General features: G+C 60.5%; 14 protein-coding genes. 8 read left to right on the top strand and 6 right to left on the bottom strand.

From position 1 onward, the window contains the following. Positions 1-121 precede the first annotated feature (121 nt). Both AAIH70_RS15225 and AAIH70_RS15220 read left to right on the top strand, forming a co-directional pair. Positions 122-325, top strand: a complete 204-nt coding sequence (locus AAIH70_RS15225; protein WP_132274145.1) for a cold-shock protein — start codon at positions 122-124, stop codon at positions 323-325. Between the two features lie 170 nt (positions 326-495). Then, a complete protein-coding gene (locus AAIH70_RS15220) occupies positions 496-975 on the top strand; it encodes a ribonuclease H family protein (RefSeq protein ID WP_245519162.1) in 480 nt (159 codons plus the stop codon). 68 nt (positions 976-1043) lie between these two features. On the opposite strand, the gene AAIH70_RS15215 is transcribed toward AAIH70_RS15220, so the two are convergent. Continuing rightward, a complete protein-coding gene (locus AAIH70_RS15215; RefSeq protein WP_132274142.1) occupies positions 1044-1748 on the bottom strand; it encodes an SDR family oxidoreductase in 705 nt (234 codons plus the stop codon). A 120-nt stretch (positions 1749-1868) separates the two neighbouring features. Between AAIH70_RS15215 and AAIH70_RS15210 the strand changes: the two genes are divergently transcribed. Beyond that, positions 1869-2747, top strand: coding sequence for a LysR substrate-binding domain-containing protein (locus AAIH70_RS15210; RefSeq protein WP_132274139.1), 879 nt, complete (start codon positions 1869-1871; stop codon positions 2745-2747). Between the two features lie 27 nt (positions 2748-2774). On the opposite strand, the gene AAIH70_RS15205 is transcribed toward AAIH70_RS15210, so the two are convergent. Next, positions 2775-3758: an aldo/keto reductase gene (locus tag AAIH70_RS15205; RefSeq protein WP_132274136.1), complete on the bottom strand. Its 984-nt coding sequence runs from the start codon at positions 3756-3758 to the stop codon at positions 2775-2777. Between the two features lie 70 nt (positions 3759-3828). Here AAIH70_RS15205 and AAIH70_RS15200 point away from each other — a divergent pair, with 70 nt between their 5' ends. Next, on the top strand, positions 3829-4224 hold the full coding sequence (locus AAIH70_RS15200) for a MerR family transcriptional regulator (RefSeq protein WP_132274133.1): 396 nt from the start codon (positions 3829-3831) through the stop codon (positions 4222-4224). Here the strand turns inward: AAIH70_RS15200 and AAIH70_RS15195 are convergent. From AAIH70_RS15195 to AAIH70_RS15185, 3 genes are all read right to left on the bottom strand, one after another. Continuing rightward, positions 4212-5243, bottom strand: coding sequence for an NAD-dependent epimerase/dehydratase family protein (locus AAIH70_RS15195; protein ID WP_132274130.1), 1032 nt, complete (start codon positions 5241-5243; stop codon positions 4212-4214). The two genes, AAIH70_RS15200 and AAIH70_RS15195, sit on opposite strands and share 13 nt — an antisense overlap. 27 nt (positions 5244-5270) lie before the next feature. Then, a complete protein-coding gene (locus AAIH70_RS15190) occupies positions 5271-5855 on the bottom strand; it encodes a TetR/AcrR family transcriptional regulator (RefSeq protein WP_132274127.1) in 585 nt (194 codons plus the stop codon). Between the two features lie 132 nt (positions 5856-5987). Then, positions 5988-14861, bottom strand: a complete 8874-nt coding sequence (locus tag AAIH70_RS15185; RefSeq protein WP_430034548.1) for a BapA/Bap/LapF family prefix-like domain-containing protein — start codon at positions 14859-14861, stop codon at positions 5988-5990. A 724-nt stretch (positions 14862-15585) separates the two neighbouring features. Between AAIH70_RS15185 and AAIH70_RS15180 the strand changes: the two genes are divergently transcribed. Beyond that, complete coding sequence (locus AAIH70_RS15180; RefSeq protein ID WP_132274122.1) at positions 15586-18375, top strand: bifunctional aconitate hydratase 2/2-methylisocitrate dehydratase; 2790 nt, start codon at positions 15586-15588, stop codon at positions 18373-18375. A 122-nt stretch (positions 18376-18497) separates the two neighbouring features. On the opposite strand, the gene AAIH70_RS15175 is transcribed toward AAIH70_RS15180, so the two are convergent. After that, positions 18498-22133 carry a hydantoinase B/oxoprolinase family protein gene (locus tag AAIH70_RS15175; protein WP_132274119.1) on the bottom strand — a complete coding sequence of 1212 codons (3636 nt, stop codon included), beginning with the start codon at positions 22131-22133 and terminating at the stop codon, positions 18498-18500. Positions 22134-22331: 198 nt separating this feature from the next. Here AAIH70_RS15175 and AAIH70_RS15170 point away from each other — a divergent pair, with 198 nt between their 5' ends. From AAIH70_RS15170 to AAIH70_RS15160, 3 genes are read left to right on the top strand one after another with little or no spacing between them, the layout of a single operon-like run. Next, positions 22332-22916 carry a TRAP transporter small permease gene (locus tag AAIH70_RS15170; protein WP_132274117.1) on the top strand — a complete coding sequence of 195 codons (585 nt, stop codon included), beginning with the start codon at positions 22332-22334 and terminating at the stop codon, positions 22914-22916. A gap of 1 nt (position 22917) precedes the next feature. Next, entirely contained in the window at positions 22918-24231 is a 1314-nt protein-coding gene (locus AAIH70_RS15165) for a TRAP transporter large permease (protein WP_132274114.1), read from the top strand. 20 nt (positions 24232-24251) lie between these two features. Next, positions 24252-25232, top strand: coding sequence for a TRAP transporter substrate-binding protein (locus AAIH70_RS15160; protein WP_132274112.1), 981 nt, complete (start codon positions 24252-24254; stop codon positions 25230-25232). The last annotated feature ends 38 nt before the right edge of the window (positions 25233-25270 follow it).

Here is a 25270-nt window from a genome sequence, read left to right as displayed (position 1 = left end):
AAAATATAGTCGACTTGTGTCGATTTTTGCTGCATTGGTCTGGGATATCTGCACTGCAAGTTGCCGTGTCCCGATTTGGACGCTAATGCTTTGGTGTACGCTAGCACTCAACGAGGACCTTATGGCAACTGGTACGGTAAAATTTTTCGCTCAGGACAAGGGCTTTGGCTTCATCACTCCGGATGATGGCGGCCAGGACGTTTTTGTTCACATCTCGGCCGTTGGATACGGCGGTTCGCTCCAGGACGGCCAGAAGGTCAGCTACGAAGTGGGCCAGGACCGCAAGACGGGCAAGTCCAAAGCAGAAAACGTCACTGTTCTGTAATTGATACTGGTCGGCCCGGCCGTTATGGATCGGGCCGACCGCAAGCATGCCCTACGCGCGACATGCGCAATGGAAACTCGGCGATTGCCGCCGACCGCGGCCTCCCGCAAATTTCAAAAAAATTCCTGGCCAACCATGCTATGCCCAGCCTGATCAAACAGGCAGAATTCATGGCATCCGACATCGCTGGCGAATTGCATATCTACACGGATGGATCATTCACCCCGGCGACACGATCGGGCGGATGGGCCTATGTGGTCATGCGGGCTGAACAGCAGCTTCACGCTCACCACGGTGTCGCCTCCGGGGAAACCAACAACACATTCGAGGTTCTGGCGGTGCTGCAGGCGCTGTCCTTCGTCGATGCCCAGGTGCGCGGCGCCGACGTCACGGTCTGGACCGATTCCCATCATGTAGTCGAGGGCTGCCGGCATTGGCGGGCAATCTGGCGCCACAACGGGTGGAAACGCGTCAATCCCAATCCACGCGCCAGGCGGCGTGCCATCCCCGACATGCTGCTCTGGCAGAAGCTCGATGATTTGCTGGAGCGCAATTCGGATGTCTCTGTGCGCTGGTGCAAGGGCCATTCCGGCATCGCCGCAAACGAATATGCCGACCTTTTGGCGCGCGAGGCCGAAACGGCCGAGTAGCCGGTCATTATTGCCACCGACCCGTGCAGCTCTTCAATCGGATGGAGCCGCACGGTGTCGCTTTCGGATCATATCGACCGGGTAATGCCGCCATCGACGCGCAGGTTCTGGCCGGTGATGTAACCTGCCCCTTCCGAGACGAGGAAGGAGATGGTGGCCGCCACTTCCGCACTGGTGCCGTAGCGCTTCATCGGCACGCTGTCGCGACGTTCCTCGGTGGCGGGCAGGCTGTCGATCCAGCCGGGCAGCACGTTGTTGAGGCGGATGCCGTCACCGGCATAGGTGTCGGCATAAATCTTGGAATAGGCGGCAAGACCGGCGCGGAACACGGCCGAGGTCGGGAACATCGATGATGGTTCGAATGCCCATGCGGTGGAGATGTTGACGATCGCTCCAGATTTCTGCGCCTGCATGATCGGCGTGACCAGCCGCACCGGGCGAATGACATTCATCAGATAGACATCGAGACCGGTATGCCACTGTTCGTCGGTGATCTCGACGATCTGGGCGCGAGGGCCGTGGCCGGCACTGTTGACCAGCGCATCGATGCGGCCCCATTTCTCCATCGTGGTGTCGACCAGTCGCTTGAGATCGTCATTGGACTGGTTGGAGCCGGTGATGCCGATGCCGCCCAGTTCCTCGGCAAGGGCTTCGCCTTTTCCGGAAGAGGACAGGATGGCGACCTTGAAGCCATCGGCGGCCAGACGTTTTGCGGCCGCAGCCCCCATGCCACTGCCGCCTGCCGTGATGATTGCGACTTTTTCTACTGCCATTTTCCTATCCCTTTCTACCGCGGCATTCGATTGCCGAATTTTCCACAACAGGATATCCTTGTTTTTGCGCATAAACGAGAGAGTTCTCCGCGCCTCAATCAGTAGAAAAACTATCGACAAATGGACGTTTTAGGAAAACTCCCATCGCTCAATGGCCTCAAGGCCTTCGAAGTGGCGGCGCGGCATCTCAATTTCCGGCTGGCGGCCGAGGAACTCGGCGTAACGCAGGGCGCGGTCGCCCAGCAGGTTCGCGGATTGGAAGCCGAACTCGGCGTGTCTTTGTTCGAACGCCTGCCGCGGACGCTGGTGTTGACCGGCGAGGGAAGGCGTTATATCGCCGACATCAGACGCGCGCTCGAAATCATCTCGCAGGCGACGACCGAGCTTCGGCCGCAGCCGGTGAAGCTGACGATCAGCACGACGCCGACCTTCGCCTCCAAATGGCTGATCCCGAGACTGCAGGATTTCACGGCTCGGCATCCCAAGCTCGACCTTCATATTCTGGCGACCGAGCGCATGTCGAATTTTCAGCTGGATGGCGTCGATCTTGCTGTCCGATACGGCCGTCCACCGTTCGGACCCGGACTGGCGCATCAGCTTCTCTTCGAACAGGAGATTATCGCGGTCTGCAGCCCTCATCTGCTTTCCGACCTCGGCACGCCCGGAAACGCCGAGCAGCTCGCCCATTACATGCTGCTCCACGATGCACACAATTTCTGGCCCGAATTCGTCGATTTGCAGTTCGGCCACCGGGAGCAGACGACATTCAAGGGCATCAGTTTCAGTCAGACCTCGCATGCCATCGAGGCGGCGATCGCCGGGCAGGGGATCGTTCTCGCCAACAGCGATTTCGTCGCGCGCGACATTGCCGAGGGGCGCCTCGTGCGCGCCCTCGACGGATCATTGCGCGGGCCGTCCGACTTCTATCTCGTGTGGCCACGTTATCGAAAGTCGGACGCGCTCGATACGGTTCGCGTCTGGATCACCGGCGAAACATAGGCTGCATGCCCAGACGCAAGGCGGAGATCACACCGCGATGCCGCGCACCGCATCGGCCAGCGGTTCCAGTGCGGCCATCTCCTCGTCAGACAATATGATCGTGGCAGCGCTTGCATTCTCCTGCAGGCGGTTCCGTTTTCGCGTGCCGGGAATGGGGACGGTTTTCGCATTCAGCTTTCGGGACTGCGCGTAAAGCCAGGCAAGCGCCACCTGTGCCGGCGTGATGCCCCTCGCGGATGCGATATCCTCGATCCTTGCGACCAGTTGCATGTTTGCTTCGCGGTTTTCGGCTGAGAAACGCGGAAAGTTCTGGCGTGCGTCGTCATCCGTCAATGCGCCGGCGAATGTCTGGCCGGTCAGCATGCCACGACCGAGCGGCGAATAGGGCACGATCGTCACACCAAGTTCGGACGCCGCCGGTATCACGTCCTTTTCTATGTCGCGGGTGAAGATCGACCACTCGGATTGCAGCGCCGCGATTGGATGAATTGCGTGTGCCGCCCGCAATTCCGATGCGCTGACCGCTGAAAGGCCGAGCCATCTCACCTTTCCCGCTGTCACCAGTTCGGCCATGGCTCCGATGGACTCTTCCAGAGGAACGGCGTCGATCCGCCGGTGCATATAATAGAGGTCGATCACATCGACCCCGAGTCGTTTCAGTGAGCGATCAACGGCCGCGCGAATGAATTCGGGGCGATTGTCGATGCTCCAGTCGTTCGGATTTTCCGGGCTGCGGGTGTAGCCAAATTTGGTGGCAATGACGATATTGTCGCGATTCTTGGCGATGAAGGGCGCCAGAAACTCCTCGTTCGCACCGAGCCCGTACATATCGGCGGTATCGAACAGGCTTATGCCAAGCTCAACGGCCCGCTCAAGCGTTGCGCGGGATTCGGCCTCGTCCGTCTGTCCGTAAAATTCGCTCATGCCCATGCAGCCCAGTCCCTGGGCACCGATCATCGGGCCATCATGGCCGAGTTGAACTTTGGGCATGGTGATCATCTGGCTTGTCATGTCGGGTCTCCATATTTCGACAAGCACGCCTTATAAGTATTGACCATACTCCATGGTCAAGGATCAAAAAATGCTGATTTCGGAATTTGCCAAAGCCACCGAACTTCCGATCGATACGATCCGCTTCTACATCACCAAAGGGCTGCTGAAGCCTAAGCGCAGCAGCAAGGGCGGCTCGAACCCGTATCAGATGTTCAGTCCCGACGACGTGACGACGGCGCGTATGATCCGTCTCCAGCAAACACTGGGATATTCGCTGGCGCAGATACTGGCGCTCAACGAGGAATACCGCGCCGGCGCCCATTCGCCGGAACGCACGATCGATGTTCTGCAGATGCAGATCAAAAGGCTGGAAGAACGACAGGCCGCCGTGAATGCGGCGCTGTCCTTCCTGCGCGGCAAGGTCAGCTGGATCAAGGTCGGAAAGCCCGATGATGCGCCCCGCCTTGAAGATTACCAGTGCTGACCGGCGCGAAGTTCTTTCAGTCCCTGTTCTCTCGAGATCAGCGGTTTGTACCCGAGCTGCCGTTCTGCCTTGCTGATGTTCAGGGAAATTTCGACGGCCGATGTCGCATAGGACTGCAGCGTCAGGGGAGGGTGGATGCGTCCCATCGAGATTGCCGCAAGCAGATCGCCGATCGCCGCGATGGCCCTCACCACTGGGCGCGGAATGGATTTTTCCGGCGCCACCAATCCCTGCGTTTCCAGTAGAGCCGAGACGAAAGTCCGGAATGCAACGGGTGCTCCATCCGAGATGAAATAGACCTCGCCACCGCGCCCTTTGGCGAGCGCCAGTTCGACGGCACTGCACAGGTTGGCGATATGGGTGGTGGAGGTAAGGTATGTACCGCCGCCGATCCAGGCAAGCTTGCCCGAGCGGGCGGCTTCGGTCAGGGCAGGAAGCGCTGTCGTATCATCACGGCCCCAGACGAAACGGGGCCGCAAGACGACGACGGCGAATTGCGCAGAGTTGGATGCAAGAGCGATACGTTCGGCCGCGGCCTTGCTGCGTGAGTAACCACCCGCCGGTCGCGCGGGCAGAGGCGTGCTCTCATCCACATCGACCAGCGGTCTGCCGGTGGCCAGAACGGATTCGGTGCTGATATGGATCGCCCGGCGGATGCCCGCGGCACGGGCGGCCTGCATGACGGCCCGCGTGCCATCCTCGTTCACACGCTGCTGGCTGGCGGTGGCCGGTCCGTGGCCGGTATCGGCTGCCGCATGGATCAGGCTATCGCAACCCGACATTGCCGTTGCGAGGTCGTCAACAAGAATATCGCCCCGGCATGGAATTGCGCCCAGCGCCCGGACACTCTCCTCGGACTGCTGGCTGCGAACGAGTGCGACGACGTCTGCGCCACGCGCGACAAAATGCCGGATCAGGTTGCGGCCGACATAACCACTGCCTCCGGTCAGAAATATCCGCTTCGATGGGACGTGTTCGTCCGTGGCCGCGGCGGGTGCGGCAATGCTGGTATTGGTCATGTGATGTTACCTAAAAAGTTTGGCTATTCAGTTTGCCGGCCTGTCCGGCAGGTCGATCTCCCGCGGGGAGGCGGTGACGAGCCAGTTGATCTCGCGAAGAAGCCTGTCGCGTTCCTCGCGGGTGAAATGGTGGAAATCGAGATGTTCGAGAAATTTCAGCCCCTCGAGCGCGAGATAGGCGAGAAGCGCGCCCCGCGGGGATGGTGAGGCTTCCACAATGCGGGTGATCGTGGAGGCCTGGTTCGTCTGCATTTTCCGGCGTAATCCGGCATCGAGTGCCAGGGCCGCGCTGAGGTTCAAGGCCACGGCACGAAACTCCTCCGGCGGCGGTTCGGCCGCAGCCGTGATCCGAGCCCGGATAGGTCGGTCTTCCGGCTCGCCTATCCCGTCTTCGATGCGGGCATGATGCGCGTTGTCGCGCTCGAACGCGCGATCGACGACAGCCTCGACCAAAGCCTGTTTGGTCTTGTGGTCGTAGATCACGCTCGCCTTGTTGATGCCGGCTTCCCTGGCAACGGCGTCGAGTGTCAGGTTTGCCGCGCCGTCGCGCCCGACGACACGCTCGGCCGCATCGAGCACGGCTTGCTGATCGATGACACGTTTCCTGCCCATGAACTCATCCGATTTATTTCCAACCAGATGGTTATAAATTATTTCTGTCTCTTTTTGTCAAGCCTTCGCTTGCCGGCCATCATCAAATGGCCGGCAAGCGATAGTCCATCGTTTCGGATTGCCCCGTCGGCGTCATATGACCGACGTATGCAACTGATCCTCCGGAAGTAGGCTGACTGGAAATGGATCCATGGGCAGGTCTTCGGTGATCTCGATCCGTGCAGTCAGGAACGCGGCATCGTCGAATGGCGCGTCGGGCGTCTGTGACGGGTCGATATCCGCCGACAGGCCAAGAGCGGCGAGATCCACCTCCTGCCCTCCCTGATCAAGCTGCAACTCTGCGAAAACAGGTTGGTCAGGTGCAAAGTCCGTCCCATCCGTGTCCGGCGCATTTATGCTGTCGAGATCGATACTTGCGCTGTCTGGATCAAGCGCGTCGCTATCGAAGGACATCGCCATCGAGAACATGTCGTCCGTGTTCAATTCCTCGATGGAGGCGCTCATCAGAGCCTGCGGACCATGCGCATAATCCGCCGTAATCGTCAGGTTGGCGGTCGAGGTCGATCCATCCGGTGAGGTAATCGTGTAGGTGAAGACGTCCGTGCTGCCATCCGCACCGGTGAACAGTGGATCGGCGACATAGCTGTAGGCTCCGCCTCTGCTGATCGTCAGCGTTCCATGATCGCCATGGATCACCAGACCGGTGGGGCCGACTGCGGCCTGATCGACGCTCGAGACGATCGTTCCCGTAACCGTGGCATCACCCGTCAGCACATTGCCGGCCACCGATCCGTTGACGTTGCGATAATCCGTGACGACATTGGAAGTCGTCTCGACTGTCATGTTGGCAAGCGCCGAAAGATTGAGAAGGCCGCCGGGATTGGCCAGAACCAGATAATAGGTGCCGCCGCCTTCGAATTGCGGCAGTGTCGTGGACGAGGCGGACCAGCTTGGCAGCAGCAATCCCAGAATGCCGGGATTAAAGGTCAGCCAGTCAGTGATCACATGGACCTGCTGGGCTTGCGTCTGTCCATTCTCGACGCGGTAGACGATCAGATCGTAGTTCTGTTCTCCGACCAGCGTCAGCGCTGCAAGTGCGGCGCCCGTGCCCTTCACGCTCACCTGCTGCGTCGTGTTGTTGGCAACGGTAAACTTCAATGGGCTCTGGCCGGAGAGAAGCGAGACGTCAACCGCATTGCCCAACAGGCCGAGGTTGAGGACGCCGCCGACGGCGCCGGTCTGTTTCGGCTGGGTCACGGTCGAGGGCGTGATGTTGAGGTTTATGGTTGACGCATCATCGTTGGCGACGAGGTTGATGATCGTCACCGGCCCCAGGGTCCGCGTTGTCGCATTGCCGGCCACATCGATCTGACGCACGAGAACGTTATGCGATCCGACACCGAGCGTGAACCCCGTGCCGGAACCCGTCAACCAGTTGGTGCCGCCATTCGTGCTGTATTCCCAGCGCGCACCCGGCTCGATGCCGCTGACACTGATCGCGCCGTTTGTCGAAATGCCGTCGCCGATCGTGCCGCTATCGACCACGAAACCCACGGTTGGAGCAACAGGCGGAGTGGTGTCGACGGTGGCGATCGCGGTGGTCAGCGGCGCGGCATTGCCTGCGGCATCCGTCAGGATTGCATTGACAGTCAGGGTCGAGCCGCTTCCCGGTGCGGGGACAGTGGTGGTGAATATGCCCGCTGCCTGCGCTGCGCTAAGCACGGTGGTTGTGCCATTGATCGTCAGCCGGTCGCCGGCAACGGCACCCGTTCCGGCAAGGTTGACCGAAACGGCCACGGACCCGGCAGTCACCTCGCTGAGGTTGATATAGGCATCGCCATTGGTGCCGAGCGTTACAATCGGAGCGGTCGGCGCGACCAAATCGACGGTGGCGGTTCCCGTCACGATCGGTGACGTGTTGCCGGCAATGTCGATCAGCGACGCATTGACCGTCAGCAGCGAGCCATTCGCAGGCGCAGCCACGCTCGTCGTGACCGTTCCGGCAAGAACCTGCGCCGAGGTCAGGGTGATGAATGTGCCGTTGACGTTCAGCCGGTCGCCCGCGACGGCACCCGTACCGGCCAGGCTGACGGAGACGTTGACCAATCCGGAATTGACCTCGGCAATGCCGATATAGGCATCGCCATTGCTGCCGAGGCTGAGGGACGGGGCCAATGGCACTATTGTGTCCACAAGGGCGTTGGCGGTTGCCGGCAAGGAAATATTGCCGGATGTATCCGTGATGAAGGCGGTCACGGCCAGCGTCTGTCCGCTGACCGGCACCGCAACCGTGGTGGCGACGGTACCGGAAGATATGTGCGCCGCCGTCAGGACGATCGTCGTGCCGTTGACGTTGAGCGTGTCACCGACAGCCGCGCCACTCGTGCCGATATTGATGGACACGGCAACGCGCCCGGCGCTCACCTCGGCGGCATTGATATAGGCGTCGCCATTGCCGAGCGTGATGGTTGGTGCCGTCGGCACCGTCGTATCGACAAGCGCATTTGCCGAGGCGTTTCCGGAACTGTTTCCGGCTGCGTCGACAAGAGAGGCGTTGATGGTCAGCGTGGAGTTGTTGGCCGGCGCGAGGATGGTTCTGTTTACAACGCCGTCAATGATGTTTTGTGTCGTCAGCACATTTGCAACACCGTTGATGATCAGCGTATCGCCTGCGACTGCACCCGTATTGCGAATATTGATGGCAACGGAAACATTGTTGCCCACTATTTCCGCAGGGAGGATGAAGCCGTCGCCATTGCCGATGGTGATGACAGGCAGGTCAGGAGCGATCGTATCGACCAGTGCGGACACAGTCGTCGGCGTCGAGATGTTGCCAGCCGGATCGGTGAGTGAAGCTTCGACCGTCAGCGACTGGCCGCTTGCAGGCGCAGACAGGTTGGTTTGTACGGTGCCGGCAGTGATATCGGCAGCCGTCAGAACCCGGCTCGTTCCATTGATCGTCAAGGTATCACCGGCTGCGGCACCAGTAATGTTGATTGCGACCGCGACCGTCCCGCCGGAAATCTCACCGGAGACGATATAGCCGTCACCATTGCCGATTGTCACAGTGACGGGGGGCGGCGCAACTGTGTCGACCACGGCCGTCACGGTGCCATCCGGCGACGGGTTGCCGCCAAAACCGGTAAGCGATGCCGTCACTGTCAGCGACTGACCTTCCAGGGGCGCGAGCACTGGCGCGTTTATGTAGCCGGCAGTGATGTCGCCCGGCGTCAAAACGAACAGCTGGCCGTCGACCGTCACGGTATCACCGGCAGCCGCACCTGTGCCGGCAAGGCCAACGCGTACCGTAACGTTACCGCCGATGATTTCGGTTGCCGTGATGAAGCCGTCTCCGTTGCCGATCGTCAGTGTGGGCGCGCCGAGAATGTCGGTATCCATCACGGCCTGTTCCGTAACAGGAATAGACGTGTTGCCGGCGGCATCCGTGATCGTTGTGGTGACGTTCAGCGTCTGGCCGTCGCCAGGTGCCGGTAGCGTCAATGTAACGAGTTGCGTGGCGATCTGCGTCGCGTCGAGAACAATAGTCGTGCCATTCACCGTCAGTGTATCACCGATCGCGGCACCGGTGCCCGCAAGACTGATCGAGACAGGAACGGCCCCGCCGACCAGTTCGCTGGCGATGATAAAATTATTGCCGTCACCAAGCTGAACCGTGGGTGCCAGCGGAGCCTGCGTGTCTACTGATGCTGTGACCGTCGCTGTCGGCGATCCGTTGCCGGCCTGGTCCCGCAGTGACACGGCGACCGCAAAGGGGTCGCCATCGGGCACAACCGGAACCGTTCTGACGATGCCTGTGGTCAGGCCGTCGGTGATGTCCTGGGCGGTGAGGATGGTGGCCTGTCCATCGATGAGCAGGGTATCGCCTGCCACGGCACCTGTGCCGGCAAGAGAAATCCTGACTTCGACTCTGCCGGCAGTCACCTCGCTCGCATTGATGAAGGCATCGCCATCACCAAGCGTGACGAGAGGAATTCCGGGCGCTGTGATGTCGATTGTTGCGGAAGCCGTCGTCGGTGCCGATGCGTTGCCGACTGCATCGGTGAGAACTGCGGTCACCTGCAGCGGTTGACCATAATTGAGGATGGGAACCGTTGTCGTGATGATGCCATTGCTGATTTGCGATGCTGTCAGGACGATAGACTGCCCGCCGACCGTCAGAATGTCGCCTGCAACGGCGCCCGTGCTTCGGATATCGACGGATACCTGCGCCACTCCGCCCGTCACGTCGGCTATCCCAAGCAAGCCGTTGCCGCTGCCAATCGTCACTATCGGCGACGTCGGCGCAGTTATATCGACCGTTGCGTTGACCTCGACGACCGCTGATGTGTTACCGGCAATGTCAGTCAGGAATGCGTCGACCTCCAGAGTGTTGCCGACAGCGGGAAGGCCAACGGTCGTATCGACATAGCGATTGGTAATGTCGGTGGCGGTGAGGACGTAGGCGTTGCCGTTGACGGTCAGTGTATCGCCAGCAATGGCATCGGTCGCACTGATGTCTATTCTGAGAGCAACCGCATTATTGCTGACTTCGACGATGCTGATGAATCCGTCGCCATTGCCCAGGGTCAGGACGGGTGCGGTCGGCGCTATCGTGTCGGTCAAGGCAGTGACGGTGGTCACCACCGACTCGTTGCCGGCAACGTCCTGCAACTGGGCTGTTACGATCAGGGATTGACCATTTGCCGCGGCCGATACCGTCGTCGTTACCACACCCGCAATGACCTCTTGGCTGGTCAACACGATCCTGGCCCCGTTAACGATCAGACTGTCGCCTGCAACCGCACCGGTTCCGAGAATGCTGATCCTGACGGAAACCACACCGCCGGCCGCTTCTGCCGCGTTGATATAAAGGTCGCCATTCGTGCCAAGGATAACCCCCGGAGCTGTTGGAACGTCGAGGTCCACAGCGGCGGACGCAGTTGCGACAGGAGAGGTGTTGCCTGCGGTATCGGTGAGGTTTGCCGTAACCGTCAGCGGCGAACCGTCTGTGGGAACGAGGACGCTGGTGTCGACATGCCCCAGCGCTATTTGCTGAGCATTCAGAACGATGGTCTGTCCATTGACGATCAGGCTGTCACCTGCGAGTGCGCCTGTGCCACTGATGTTGATTGACACCGCGACATTGCCGCCGGTTACCTCGTTGGCGATAACGAAGGGGTCGCCGTTGCCGATGGTAATCACGGGCGTGCCGAATTGATCCGTATCGACCGGCGCCGACACGGTTGCCGTCGGCGAGTTATCACCTGCCGCATCGGTGATGAAAACGTTGACAGTCAATGTGCCGCCTGTTGCCGGCACGGGCACCGTCGTCAATACGGCGTTTGCGCTGATATGCGCAGCCGTCAATGTGATGATGGTGCCGTCGATGTTCACCTTGTCGCCGATAGCAGCACCGGTGCCGGCAAGGCTGACGTTGACGGAAACCGCGCCATTAACAACATCTGCGGCATTGATATAGGCGTTGCCATCACCAAGCGTCACGGCCGGCTGGTTAGGTGCTGTGGTATCGACGTTAGCAGTGACTGTCGTGACCGGCGAGGTGTTGCCGGCAATGTCGGTTATTGAGGCCGAAACCGACAGCGCCTGTCCATCCGGAACGGCGTTTACATTGACGAAGACGCCGTTGCTGATCATCGAAGACGTCAGCACGATGGTTGTGCCGGCGACCGTCAGCCTGTCTCCCACAGCCGCGCCGGTATTGGCGAGATCGACGAAAACCTCAACCTGGTTGTTGGTGATCTCGCTACCGTTGATGAAGCCGTCGCCGTTGCCGATTGTCACAGCTGGCTGGCCTGGCGTCACCGTATCGACGTCTGCCGATGCGGTCGCAATCGGCGAACTGTTGCCGGCGATATCAACCAGCGAAGCATGGGCTGTCAGCGCTTGTCCCGTGGCCGGTGCCGGCACCGTCATTGCCACAAAGCCGTCTGTTATATTGGCGGCAGTCAATACGATCGGGCTGCCGTTGACCATCAGGGTATCGCCTTCAGCGGCGCCGGTGCCCGTGATGGTGATGCGAAGGTTTACCGTTCCGTTGGTGACCTCGCTCGCCTTGATGTAAGCGTCGCCATCGCCCAAGGTCAGGACGGGGGTGCCGGGTGGGCTGATGTCGACCAGTGCCGAGGCTGTGACCGTTGGCGAGGTGTAGCCACCGGTGCTGGTGAGTTGCGCCGTCACCGACAAGGTCAAGCCATCCGCCGGCGCCGTCACCTGGGTTGAAACGGTGCCGGTGGAAATGTTGCCGGCGGTCAGTGTGATCGGAGTGCCATTCACGGTCAGAGTATCGCCTGCCGCAGCGCCGGTGCCTGTAATGTTGAATGTTACTGTCACCAGATTATTGATGACCTCCGCAGCATTGAGATAGGCATCGCCGTCACCCAGCGTCATGCTGGGCGTGCCGAGCAGGTTTGTGTCCATTACCGCCAAAGCATTTGCGGTGCCTGAACTGTTGCCGGCGGCATCCTGCAGCGAGGCTGAAACGGTCAGTTGGGCGCCTTGGGCGAGGGCAGGCACACTCGTGTCCACCACACCTGCAGCGACCTGTGCGGCAGTCAGTACAATCGATACACTCCCGACGGTCAGCGTGTCGCCGGCCGCAGCGTTGGTGCCCGCAAGACTGATCCTGACAGGAACGGAGCCGTTGACCAGTTCGCCAGCTTCAATGACACCATCGCCATTGCCAAGGATGATGCCGGGTGTCCCCGGAGGCGTCGTGTCGACAATCGCTGTAACCGTTGCCGCCGGGGAAGGATTGCCGGCCGTGTCCGTCAGGGTTGCCGTGACCGTGAGGGTCTGGCCTTCGGCCGGTGCCGGGATCGGTTTCGTGACTGTGCCAGCATTGATATCGGCAGCCGATAATACGAACGTATCGCCGTTGATAGCCAGTATGTCTCCTGCTGCGGCACCTGTGCCGGCAAGGCCGATCGTAACGTCAACGACGCCACCTGTGATGTCATTCGGTCCCAGAAAGGGTCCACCACTACCAAGCGTGACTGTGGGCAGACCGGGAGCTGTCGTGTCGACAAGAGCTGAAGCCGTCGCAATGGGTGAACTGTTCCCGGCTGGATCGGTGAGCGTCGCCGAAACGAACAGTGGCTGGCCGTCAGCCGGAGCGGTCACCGCTACCGTCACGGTGCCTGCTTGAATTTGCGCCGCCGTCAACGTGACAGGTATGCCACCGACGATCAGCGTGTCGCCGGCCACGGCTCCCGTGCCGGCAAGGTTTACGGAAACCGTAACGGATCCGCCAGAGATTTCGCCGCTTCCGATCGGGCCGTTGCCATCGCCGAGCGTCAAGCCGGGCAGGTTAGGGGCGATCGTGTCGACCAACGCGCTGATCGTGGTCGCTGGTGACGTATTGCCGGAGCTATCGGTGAACGATGCCGTCACCGTCAGTGTCTCGCCGTCCGCCGGGACGGGCAAAGTCGTCTGGGCAAGGCCGGCCGCAATCTGCGCGCCCGTCAATACGATCGTGTTGCCGTTGACAGTCAGGGTGTTGCCGGCAACAGCGCCAGTATTGGCGAGGCTGATGGAAACCGATACCACCCCGCCGACGGCTTCAGCGGCATTGATATAGGCGTCGCCATTCCCGACGGTGACGGTTGGTGTGCCTGGGAGATTGGGGTCCACCACTGCAGACAGTGTTGCAGGCGGCGAGACATTGCCGGCGGCATCGGTAAGGGACGCCGAAATGTTGAGCGTCTCTCCTCTCGCCGGAGCTGTCACCGTCGTGGTGACGAAACCGGCAGCGATCTGCGCGCCGGTCAGAACGATTGCGCTACCATTGACGGTGACGGTGTCACCGGCGACGGCACCGGTCCCGACAATGTCGATCCTGACGGTTACCGCGCCATTCGAAATTTCAGCCCCTGTGATGATGTTGTCGCCATTGCCGACCGTCAGTACAGGAGCGGTTGGTGCTGTCGTGTCCACCTGCGCGGATATGGTTGCGGCCGGCGAGGAGTTTCCGGCGGCATCTGTCAACGACGCCGTTACCGTCAGTGTCTGGCCGTCGGCCGGCACCGGCACGGTCGTTTCCGCGACACCCGCTGCGATTTGCGCCGCCGTCAGCACGGTTGCAGTTCCGTTGACGACCAGTGTGTCGCCGGCAACGGCGCCACTACCGGCAAGATTGACCGTCACCTTGACCTGCCCGTTCGTGACTTCACCGCCTGAAATGACGTTGTCGCCATTCCCCACCGATACGCTCGGAAGACCCGGAGCCGTGGTGTCCACGACGGCCGATATCGTTGTCACCGGCGATGTATTGCCGTTTGCGTCGGTCAAGGATGCGGTCACGGTCAGCGTCTGACCGTCAGCTGGCGCGGGGACATTGATTTCGACGACGCCCGCTGCGATCTGGGCGTCGGTCAGTGTCACCGTCGTGCCATTGACCGTCAGCGTGTTGCCTGCAACCGCTCCTGTGCCTGCCAGATTGATGCTTACGACCACGGAGCCGCCGGCCGTTTCCTGTGCATTCAGAAAGCCATCGCCGTTGCCGAGGCTGACCGCCGGGGCGCCGGGGGCAGGTGTGCCGGGTTCGCCGCCATTGTTGCCGCCACCACCGCCGCCGCCTGCGCCGACAGCTGCAAGGGCGGCGCCAGCCAGAGCCAAGGGGCCAAGAATACTGAACGCCGAGCCGGCACCGGCTGCCGCTGCACCTCCGACCATCTGATCGACGGCTGAAAGCGGCTCGAACTGCAGATCGGCAAATGCATCGGTGTATTCGCCATTCCAGAGATTACCGAACTCGTCCTCGAGAATGAGTTCGCTCCGCTTGTCGCCTTCTCCAGTGAAAAAGCCATCGATACGGATCTGCTCACCATTGGTCAGGTTGATGATGAGGTCTGATCCGGAGCGCGACGTTGCGGATATGTCTTTCGGGGAAAGCTTAAGCTTGATCGTGCTGGGGCGGGTTATGGAAATTTCGTTTGTGGCGACTGTAGATGTTTCACCACTGACTTTGTCCGATACAACTGCAACCATCTCAATACGTCTCCTCGCATTTTTTTGTCATTGCTCGAAAGGCTGTCGTCTTCCGTGCCGCGCCGATTTTTCGACAGCTCCGAGAAGACGGAACATTCGATAAGAAAGTACTAAAATAATGAAGTGCTAAAATAAATAAATCGAGAGCACACAGATTTCGCTTTGGGCGCGGCGGCGATCACGACAGGATTGCTGACCGTATGGTGGTGCGCTTCCCCTTTGCACCAAGGGGTTCAATCATTTCTGGTGATGGAGGCATGGTGGTTGCCGCTGGGCCAATCTTTCGGCCGGCCGTCCGCATGGCTTTTGCCTCCCGGTCGAGCTGACCGGAAATTTCCCCGGAAGGATCGATACGATTCGGGCGGTCTCGACGCTTCCGATCGTTTTTTCGGATTTTCCACCAGTCTATTTTAGCATTTCGCAAGTCCTGTCGCCGGATTGCCGGCCGCAGAGACAGGGACACGGAAAAGTTTTTGTCTTGGCCTGATTGGATCGGACAGGCGGGGTAAATCGATTGAGTGCGGCATGCGATTGCGTGGGCACGCAAATCGGCGTTCTCAGCCTCGATACCTGAATAAAGAATACCACTTTTTTACTGGAATGCGGTATCTTGTCACACGGTCCTGGTTGACGTACTCCAGACCGACAGGCCTTGCGGCCTATTATCATATCGTTCGATGGTGCTGCGTTTCAGCGCCATAATCATCATGACGTTGGGACTGCAATGAACCTTTACTTGGATTACCTGGCCGAGATCAAAAGCAGAGAAAACCAGGGACTTGCTCCCAAACCGATTGACGATGGCGCGCTTGTCGGCGACATCATCGCCCTGATCCGGGATACCGGTAGCGAGCACCGGGCTGATGCCCTCAAATTCTTCATCTACAACACCCTGCCAGGCACAACCAGCGCCGCGGGTGTCAAGGCGGCCTTCCTGAAGCAGATCATCCTCGGCGAAACAATCGTCCCGGAGATCACGCCCACTTTCGCACTCGAGCTTCTGTCTCATATGAAGGGCGGTCCTTCGATCGTCGTGCTGCTCGACATCGCGCTTGGCGATGATGCGGTGATCGCCGAACAGGCGGGCGACGTGCTGAAGACCCAGGTCTTCCTGTATGATGCCGACATGTTCCGGTTGCGCGACGCCTACAAGGCCGGCAACACGGTCGCGAAGGGCGTGCTGGAAAGCTATGCCAAGGCCGAGTTCTTCACCAAGCTGCCGGACGTAGAAGACGAGATCAAGGTCGTGACCTTCATCGCCGCCGAAGGCGATATCTCGACCGATCTTCTTTCCCCCGGCAATCAGGCGCATTCGCGTTCCGACCGCGAATTGCACGGCCAGTGTATGATCACGCCCGAAGCGCAGGCGGAAATCGTCGCGCTGCAGAAGCAGCATCCCGACAAGCGGGTGATGATGATTGCCGAAAAGGGCACGATGGGCGTCGGCTCGTCGCGCATGTCCGGCGTCAACAACGTGGCGCTTTGGACCGGCAAGCAGTCCAGCCCCTATGTTCCCTTCGTCAATTTTGCCCCCGTCGTTGCAGGCACCAACGGCATCTCGCCGATTTTTGCCACGACGGTCGACGTGACCGGCGGCATCGGCGTCAACCTGAAGAACTGGGTCAAGAAGACCGGTGAAGACGGCAAGCCGATCCTCAACAACGAAGGCAACCCGATCCTCGAGCAGAAATACTCGGTTGCGACCGGTACCGTTCTGAAGATCGACGCCAAGAACAAGAAGCTCTGCGACGAGAACGGTGAGGAACTGGTCGATGTCGCGTCTGCCTTCACGCCCCAGAAAATGGAGTTCATGAAGGCCGGCTCGTCCTACGCGATCGTATTCGGCAAGAAGCTGCAGACGTTTGCCGCGCAGACGCTGGGCGTCGAGGCAACGCCGGTTTTCGCTCCGAACAAGGAAATCTCGGTCGAAGGCCAGGGCCTGACCGCGGTCGAAAAGATCTTTAACCGCAACGCCGTTGGCGTCGCGCCGGGCAAGGTGCTGCACGCCGGCTCCGACGTTCGTGTGACGGTCAACATCGTCGGCAGCCAGGACACGACCGGTCTGATGACCGCGCAGGAACTGGAAGCGATGGCGGCAACCGTCATTTCGCCTCTGGTCGATGGCGCCTATCAGTCGGGTTGTCACACGGCATCCGTCTGGGACAAGAAGGCTCAGGCCAATATTCCCAAGCTGATGTCCTTCATGAACAATTTTGGCGTCATCACCGCGCGTGACCCGAAGGGCGCCTATCATTCGATGACGGACGTCATCCACAAGGTGCTGAACGATATCACCGTGGATGACTGGGCGATCATCATCGGCGGCGACAGCCATACCCGTATGTCCAAGGGCGTTGCCTTTGGTGCCGACAGTGGCACCGTGGCGCTGGCGCTTGCCACCGGCGAAGCGACCATGCCGATCCCGCAATCGGTCAAGGTCACCTTCAAGGGCAAGATGCAGTCGCATATGGACTTCCGCGACGTGGTCCACGCGACGCAGGCGCAGATGCTCAAGCAGCACGGCGATAACGTCTTCCAGGGCCGTATCATCGAAGTCCATATCGGCACGCTGCTTGCCGACCAGGCCTTCACCTTCACCGACTGGACGGCCGAAATGAAGGCCAAGGCGTCGATCTGTATCTCCGAGGACGCGACCCTGATCGAGTCTCTGGAAATCGCCAAGTCGCGCATCCAGATCATGATCGACAAGGGCATGGACAACGCTGCCCAGACGCTGAAGGGCCTGATCGCCAAGGCCGATGCCCGCATCGCCGAGATCCGTTCCGGCGAAAAGCCGGCGCTGACGCCGGATGCCAATGCGAAATACTTCGCTGAAGTCGTCGTCGATCTGGATATCATCGACGAGCCGATGATCGCCGACCCCGACGTCAACAATGCCGATGTGTCGAGGCGCTATACCCATGACACGATCCGCCCGGTTTCCTATTACGGCGGCACCAAGAAGGTGGATCTTGGCTTCGTGGGTTCCTGCATGGTGCATAAGGGCGACATGAAAATCGTCGCGCAGATGCTCAAGAACATCGAAAAGGCCGAGGGCAAGGTCGAGTTCAAGGCGCCGCTCGTCGTCGCTGCTCCGACCTACAACATCATCGATGAACTCAAGGCCGAAGGCGACTGGGAGATTCTCCAGAAGTATTCCGGCTTCGAATTCGACGACCTGAAGCCGAAGACGGCCAACCGTACCGAATACGAGAACATTCTCTATCTCGAGCGTCCGGGCTGCAACCTATGCATGGGCAACCAGGAAAAGGCCGAGAAGGGCGATACCGTTCTCGCGACTTCGACACGCCTGTTCCAGGGCCGCGTCGTGGAAGACACGGCCGAGAAGAAGGGTGAATCGCTGCTGGCTTCGACCCCTGTCGTGGTGCTGTCGGCGATCCTTGGCCGCACACCAAGTGCGGAAGAATATAAGGCCGCTGTCGTCGGTATCGACCTGACCAAGTTCGCACCGCCGCAGACGCCGAAGATCGACGCCCTGTCGGTTCAGTACTAAAAACAGGTTTCCGGGCGCTCTAACGCCCTGAGATTTAAAAAAAACGGCCCGAAAATCCATTGCGATTTTCGGGCCGTTTCTGTCTCAGGCGTTCAATTTCTCCGGGGCATCACCGGTGGGTCTCAGGATACATCAACCCGCTTGCCGTAACCGCCGGCCGTCGGTGTGACGACCGTGACCGCTTCGCCGGCTTCGATCAGTGTCTGGGCGCAACCTGCGAGTTCTTCCAAAGTGCCGTCGAGACGTCGAACGGTGGTGAGGCCGAGTTCGCCTTCGCCGCCGTCGTCCAATCCATGCGGGCGGATCGTCCGGTGCGAGGAAAGGATGGCGCAATCCATCTTTTCAAGAAAGCGGATCGTTCTTTTCGTGCCGTCACCGGCCGGAAATGTGCCCGTCCCGCCGGAGTTTTCGCGGATGTGGAAATCCTCCAGCAGCACCGGATAGCGCGTCTCCAGGATTTCCGGGTCGGTTAGGCGCGAATTGGTCATATGGACATGCACCGCATCCGTGCCGGCAAAACCGCTGCCGTCGTTGAACCGGCCAGCAGGTGAGCCGGAGCACAGCGTCTCGTAATACTGGTAGGTCGCATTGCCGAAGGTGAGATTGTTCATCGTTCCCTGGCTCGCGGCGATCGCACCAAGCGCGCCGAACAGCGCATTGGTGACATGCTGCGAGGTCTCGACATTGCCAGCAACGACCGCCGCCGGATATTGCGGCTTCAGCATCGAGCCTTCCGGCACGATGATGCGGATCGGCTTGAGGCAGCCGGCATTCATCGGGATCGAGCTTTCCACCATGACGCGGAAGACATAGAGCACGGCGGCGCGCGTCACCGGTTCCGGAGCGTTAAAATTGTTCTTTTGCTGCTCGCTGGTGCCGGTGAAATCGACGGTGGCCTCGCGGCTTTCCTTGTCGATTGTGATCTTCACCTGGATCGTGCTGCCCTGATCGGTGGTGTAGGCAAACTCGGCGTCTCCAAGCTTTTCCAGAACCCGGCGCACGCTTTCTTCCGCGTTGTCCTGCACATGGCCCATATAGCCCTGCACCACGGGAAGCCCGAACTGCGCGATCATCTTGCGCATCTCGTGCACGCCCTTTTCGTTGGCGGCGATCTGGGCGCGAAGGTCTGCGACGTTCTGGGGCACGTTGCGGGCCGGGTGGGGATGGTTGGAGAGCAGGCTGGTAATGCCTGCCTCGTCGAACCGGCCGCGATCGACCAGCAGCACGTTGTCGAACAGTACGCCTTCCTCGTCGACGGTGGTGGCCAGTGGCGTCATCGACCCCGGCGCCGTACCGCCGACATCGGCATGATGGCCGCGCGAGGCGACGTAAAATAGTATCTTCTGGCCTGCATCGTCGAAGACCGGGGTAACCACAGTAATATCGGGCAGATGCGTGCCGCCGTTATAGGGCGCGTTGAGTGCGAACACGTCACCGGGCCGGATTTTCCCCTGGTTCTGGGCGATCACGCTTTCGACCGACCTGTCCATCGAACCGAGATGCACCGGCATATGCGGGGCATTGGCGACAAGCGCGCCGTTCTCGTCGAACACGGCGCAGGAAAAGTCGAGGCGTTCCTTGATGTTGACGGAGGATGCCGTATTCTGCAGCGTCACGCCCATCTGCTCGGCGATCGACATGAACAGGTTGTTGAACACTTCGAGCAGAACCGGATCGGCCTGCGTGCCGACGGCATTTATGCGGGAAAGCTCGGTGACGCGCTTCAACACGACATGGTTCAGTTTGGTGATCTCGAAAGCCCAGCCGTCTTCGACGATGATCGTCTGATGTGGTTCGACGATCAGGCAGGGGCCAACGGCACGGGCGCCCGGCGTGATCTCCGCCCGGCGGTAGATCGGCGCTTGGCGCCATGCACCGCCGGAGAAAAATTTCGAGCTTTCCGCGGATTTCGGCGCGGCGGCGTCGAGCGCAAATTCGGGCTCGGAGGAATCCGCGCCACCGCCGATCGCCTCGACCTCATAGGCTTCGAAGATGATCTCGCGGTTTTCGAAGATGAAGCCGAACTGCTTTTTATGTGCCGTCTCGAAAGCGGCGGTCATCTCGGCCGCATCGGTGACGGTGACGGACAGGGTTGTGTCCGTGCCCTGATAGCGTAGATGCGCACGGTGAGCGACGTCGGTATCGGCCTTGGCGACGCCCTGGCTCGCCATCTCGTCCAGCACGCTTGCCGTCAACTCGTCGCGAACGGGGCCAAGTGCGGCGAGGGCGGTTTCCAGCCCCTCCGACACCGTGCGCTGGCGGGTGGCGCGGATATCGGCAAGCCCCATGCCATAGGCGGAAAGAATGCCCGAGAAAGGATGGATCAACACGGTCGAGATGCCGAGCGCATCGGCGGTAAGGCAGGCATGCTGGCCGCCGGCGCCGCCGAAGCAGGTGAGGGCATAATGGGTGACGTCATAACCGCGCTGGACGCTGATCTTCTTCACCGCATTGGCCATGTTTTCCACCGCGATGGCGAGAAAACCGTCGGCCACCTGTTCCGGCGTGCGGCCGTCACCGACCACCCTGGCCATGTCCTCGAAAGCGGTACGCACGGCATCGGCATCGAGCGGCTGGTCACGGTTGGGTCCAAAAATCCTCGGGAAGAGATCGGGCGACAGCTTGCCGAGCATGACATTGGCGTCGGTAACGGTCAGAGGTCCGCCGCGGCGATAGGCCTTGGGGCCGGGATTGGCACCGGCGGAATCGGGTCCGACGCGAAAACGGCTGTTCTCGAAATGCAGGATCGAGCCGCCGCCAGCGGCCACCGTGTGGATCGACATCATCGGGGCGCGCATGCGCACACCGGCCACTTCCGTCTCGAAGGAACGCTCCAGTTCGCCGTCATAATGGGAGACGTCGGTGGACGTGCCGCCCATGTCGAAGCCGACCATCCGGTCGAAACCGGCAAGCCGCGAGGTTTCCACCGCACCAACCACGCCGCCGGCCGGGCCGGACAGGATTGCATCCTTGCCCTGGAACAGCCGCGCCGCCGTCAGTCCGCCGGAAGACTGCATGAACATCAGCTGCGGGCCGTCTTCTCCGGCGTTATTCGCGTCAGCGCCGAGTTCGCTCGCCACCTGCTCGACATAACGGCGCAGGATCGGCGACAGATAGGCATCGACGACGGTGGTATCGCCACGGCCGACCAGCTTGATCAGCGGCGAAACCTCATGGCTGACAGAGACTTGGGTGAAGCCGATCTCGCGGGCGATAAGGGCAACGCGCTGTTCATGGGCCGGGTAACGATAGGCATGCATGAAAACGATCGCGACGGCGCGGATGCCGGCATCGAACTGCGCCTGCAGGTCAGCGCGTATTGCCGTTTCGTCGGGCTCCGCCTCGACAGTGCCGTCGGCGCGCACGCGTTCATCGACTTCGATGACGGCGCTGTAGAGCAATTCGGGTTTGATAATCTTCTTGGCAAAAATGTCAGCGCGAGCCTGATAGCCGATCGCCAGCGCATCGCGAAAACCCCGTGTGGTGACGAGCAGCGTCTGTTCGCCCTTGCGCTCGAGCAGCGCATTGGTGGCAACCGTCGTGCCCATCTTCACCGCGCCGATCATTCCGGATGGGATTGGCGCGCCGGCAGAGACGCCGAGAAGCTCACGGATGCCCTGGACTGCGGCGTCCCTATACGCCTCCGGATTCTCCGACAGGACCTTGTGCGCAACGAGCGTTCCATCCGGTTTTCTGCCCACAACGTCGGTGAACGTGCCGCCACGATCGATCCAGAAATCCCATTTGCCGTTCGCCATGTCATGCCCCCGTAACAGTCGATCTGACCCAACGAAAACAGTTCGTCGATAAAACGTCAATGATTGATTGACAAGAAATTGCCTATTGCATCATCATGCCTATCGAAAGGGCAAAGTGGCCGACAGAGCCGCGCCCGCAACGGCAACCGAGGGGAAGCCACATGAGCGATTTCCGCACGAACGAGCGGAGGACAAGCCATGTCCGCCGCTGATCCGCACCATAGCATTTTCCCCGAATGGCTCCGCAAGGGGCTGGATGGGTTGTATCTCGTATCCGGCTGGCTGGCCGGTGGTTTTCTCATCGCGATCTTCGTCATCATGCTGGCGTTGTCGGCCGGCAGGCCTCTGGGCATCGACGTTCCGGCCGGCGACGATTTCGCCTCCTGGTGCATGGCCGCGTCCGCATTCCTCGGTCTGGCCCACACATTCCGCTCCGGCGAGATGATCCGCGTCGGCCTGCTGATCGAGCGATTTAACGGTCGCACCCGCCAGAGTTTCGAGGCGGTGGCGCTTTTCATCGGTACTGCTGCTGCGGTTTATTTCGCCTGGTACGCCTTCGACATGAACCGCACCTCCTGGCAGTTCAACGATCTCGCACAGGGCGTCGTCGCCATGCCGCTGTGGATCCCGCAGATCGGCTTTTCCGGCGGGCTCATCATCCTCGCAATCGCCATGGCCGACGAGCTTATTCATGTGATCTTCGGAGGGATGCCGCGCTACGAAAAGCCGGCGCCGGAGACTGCGGAAGAAGTCATCGAACGCGCCATGCAGAGCGGGGCTTGATATGGGAACGATTGAACTCGTCGAAATCTCCGGCATCATTCTCGTGGCCCTTCTGGGCCTGCTTGCCGCCGGTGTCTGGATCGGCATTTCGCTGCTGATCTGCGGCTTTATCGCCATGCTTTTCATGCCCGGCATCCCGATCGGCGCCGTGCTCGCCACCAATTCGTGGAGCAACGGCGCCTCGTGGTCGCTCGCGGCCCTGCCGCTCTTCGTCTGGATGGGCGAGATCCTGTTTCGGACCAAACTGTCGGAAGAGATGTTTCGCGGTCTGGCGCCATGGCTCGGCTGGCTTCCGGGCCGGCTGATGCATGTCAACGTGCTGGGTTGCGGCCTGTTCGGCTCGATTTCCGGATCGTCGGCCGCCACGACGGCGATGATCGCCAAGATCGCCCTGCCGGAACTGAAGAAGCGCGGTTATGACGAAATGGTCAGCCTCGGTTCTCTGGCCGGCGCCGGTACGCTCGGCATCCTCATTCCGCCGTCGATCACCATGGTCGTTTATGCGGTGGCGGCAAACGTCTCGATCATCCAGATCTTTCTCGCCGGCTTTCTGCCGAGCCTGATCGTCATGGTGCTCTACTGCGGTTATATCGCCGTCTGGTCGCTGCTCAACCCCGACAAGACGCCGCCCGCACCGCCGAAGATGACCTTCAAGGAGAAGCTGAAGGAATCCGCCAACCTCATCCCGGTGACGCTGCTGATCATCCTCGTCTTCGCAACGCTGCTGCTCGGCTGGGCAACGGCGACGGAATGCGCAGCATGGGGCGTGCTCGGCTCGCTCGGCATTGCCGCCTGGTCGCGCTCGCTCACCTGGAAATCCTTCTGGGACAGCGTGATGGGCGCCACCCGTCTCACCTGCATGATCATGCTGATCCTCACCGGCGCCGGCTTCATGTCGATCGCCATGGGTTATACCGGCATCCCGAACGCGCTCGCCGCCTGGGTCGACAGTTTTAACCTCAGCCCCTTCGCGCTGATCGCCGTGCTGACCGTCATGTATATCCTGCTCGGTGCAGCCCTCGATGGCCTGTCGATGATCGTGTTGACGACCGTCGTCGTGCTGCCGATGATCCAGCAGGCGGGTTTCGATCTCGTCTGGTTCGGCATCTTCCTGGTGCTGATCGTCGAGATGGCGGAGGTTTCGCCGCCGGTCGGTTTCAACCTCTTCGTCCTGCAGACGATGAGCGGGCGCGACAGCCTGACGGTAGCGAAGGCCTCGCTGCCGTTTTTCTTCCTGCTTGTGGCGACAGTCGCCATCATCACGGTTTTCCCGGATATCGTGATGGTACTGCCGAGAATGGCGTTTCCGGGATAACAAGAGAGGGAACTGAACACATGAACGTAACTGGGAAAATTGCCCGTCTCGGCTTCGCCGCGGCAGCGCTTCTGTCGACGACGGCGTCGTCGTTTGCAGCCAACTGGGTCCTGCCGTCCGCCTATCCGCCGGCAAACTATCACGTCGAAAACCTCAACCAGTTCGCCAAGGACGTCGATGCGGCGACCAAGGGCGAGCTGAAGATCACGGTTCATCCCAACGCCTCGCTGTTCAAGGCACCGGATATCAAGCGCGCGGTGCAGACAGGCCAGGCGCAGGCCGGCGAAGTGCTGTTGTCGCTGCACGAGAACGAGAACCCGATCTTCGGCCTCGACGTCGTCCCCTTTCTTGCCACCAGCTTCGACCAGTCGAAGAAGCTCTGGGACGCTTCCAAGCCTGCCATCGAACAGGCGCTCGACAAGCAGGGACTGAAACTCCTTTATACGACACCATGGCCACCGCAGGGTATTTTCACCAAGAAGGACGTGAACAGCGTTGCCGACCTTAAGGGCCTGAAATGGCGCGCCTATAACGTCGGCACGTCTCGCATCGCCGAGCTGGTTGGTGCCCAACCGGTCACCGTCCAGGCGGCAGAACTGCCGCAGGCACTGGCGACTGGTGTCGTCGACGGACTGATGACTTCGTCGGCGACTGGCGTCGATTCCAAGATCTGGGAATCGCTTACCCACTATTACGACACCCAGGCCTGGATCCCGAAGAACGTCATCTTCGTCAACAAGGCAGCTTTCACCGCGCTCGATGAAGCCACGCAGAAGGCTGTGACGGATGCTGCGGCTGCCGCCGAAACCCGCGGTTGGGCGCTCGCCGTCGAACGGACCGCGTCCTACATGGAGACGCTGAAGAAAAACGGCATGCAGGTTCTGGAGCCGAGCACTGAGCTGAAGACCGGCCTGTCGGGCGTGGGCGCCAAGCTGACGGAAGACTGGTCGAAGAAGGCCGGTGCCGAAGGTCAGGCCATTCTCGACGCATACAAGAAGTAAGCCGGGGCGCCGCTGCTATAGTGGCGGCGCTTCCGTTT

Origin of the sequence: Neorhizobium sp. BT27B (assembly GCF_050455485.1) — a bacterium.
Lineage (GTDB): Bacteria > Pseudomonadota > Alphaproteobacteria > Rhizobiales > Rhizobiaceae > Neorhizobium.
The sequence above is the reverse complement of the archived record's forward strand: the minus strand, read 5'-3'. Positions and strand labels throughout refer to the sequence as shown.

What these genes read in the sequence shown, in the direction of transcription:
- AAIH70_RS15225 (WP_132274145.1), top strand. Translation starts at nt 122, where the DNA reads ATGGCAACTGGTACGGTAAAATTTTTCGCTCAGGACAAGGGCTTTGGC.
- AAIH70_RS15220 (WP_245519162.1), top strand. Translation starts at nt 496, where the DNA reads ATGGCATCCGACATCGCTGGCGAATTGCATATCTACACGGATGGATCA.
- AAIH70_RS15215 (WP_132274142.1), bottom strand. Translation starts at nt 1,748, where the DNA reads ATGGCAGTAGAAAAAGTCGCAATCATCACGGCAGGCGGCAGTGGCATG.
- AAIH70_RS15210 (WP_132274139.1), top strand. Translation starts at nt 1,869, where the DNA reads ATGGACGTTTTAGGAAAACTCCCATCGCTCAATGGCCTCAAGGCCTTC.
- AAIH70_RS15205 (WP_132274136.1), bottom strand. Translation starts at nt 3,758, where the DNA reads ATGACAAGCCAGATGATCACCATGCCCAAAGTTCAACTCGGCCATGAT.
- AAIH70_RS15200 (WP_132274133.1), top strand. Translation starts at nt 3,829, where the DNA reads ATGCTGATTTCGGAATTTGCCAAAGCCACCGAACTTCCGATCGATACG.
- AAIH70_RS15195 (WP_132274130.1), bottom strand. Translation starts at nt 5,243, where the DNA reads ATGACCAATACCAGCATTGCCGCACCCGCCGCGGCCACGGACGAACAC.
- AAIH70_RS15190 (WP_132274127.1), bottom strand. Translation starts at nt 5,855, where the DNA reads ATGGGCAGGAAACGTGTCATCGATCAGCAAGCCGTGCTCGATGCGGCC.
- AAIH70_RS15185 (WP_430034548.1), bottom strand. Translation starts at nt 14,861, where the DNA reads ATGGTTGCAGTTGTATCGGACAAAGTCAGTGGTGAAACATCTACAGTC.
- AAIH70_RS15180 (WP_132274122.1), top strand. Translation starts at nt 15,586, where the DNA reads ATGAACCTTTACTTGGATTACCTGGCCGAGATCAAAAGCAGAGAAAAC.
- AAIH70_RS15175 (WP_132274119.1), bottom strand. Translation starts at nt 22,133, where the DNA reads ATGGCGAACGGCAAATGGGATTTCTGGATCGATCGTGGCGGCACGTTC.
- AAIH70_RS15170 (WP_132274117.1), top strand. Translation starts at nt 22,332, where the DNA reads ATGTCCGCCGCTGATCCGCACCATAGCATTTTCCCCGAATGGCTCCGC.
- AAIH70_RS15165 (WP_132274114.1), top strand. Translation starts at nt 22,918, where the DNA reads ATGGGAACGATTGAACTCGTCGAAATCTCCGGCATCATTCTCGTGGCC.
- AAIH70_RS15160 (WP_132274112.1), top strand. Translation starts at nt 24,252, where the DNA reads ATGAACGTAACTGGGAAAATTGCCCGTCTCGGCTTCGCCGCGGCAGCG.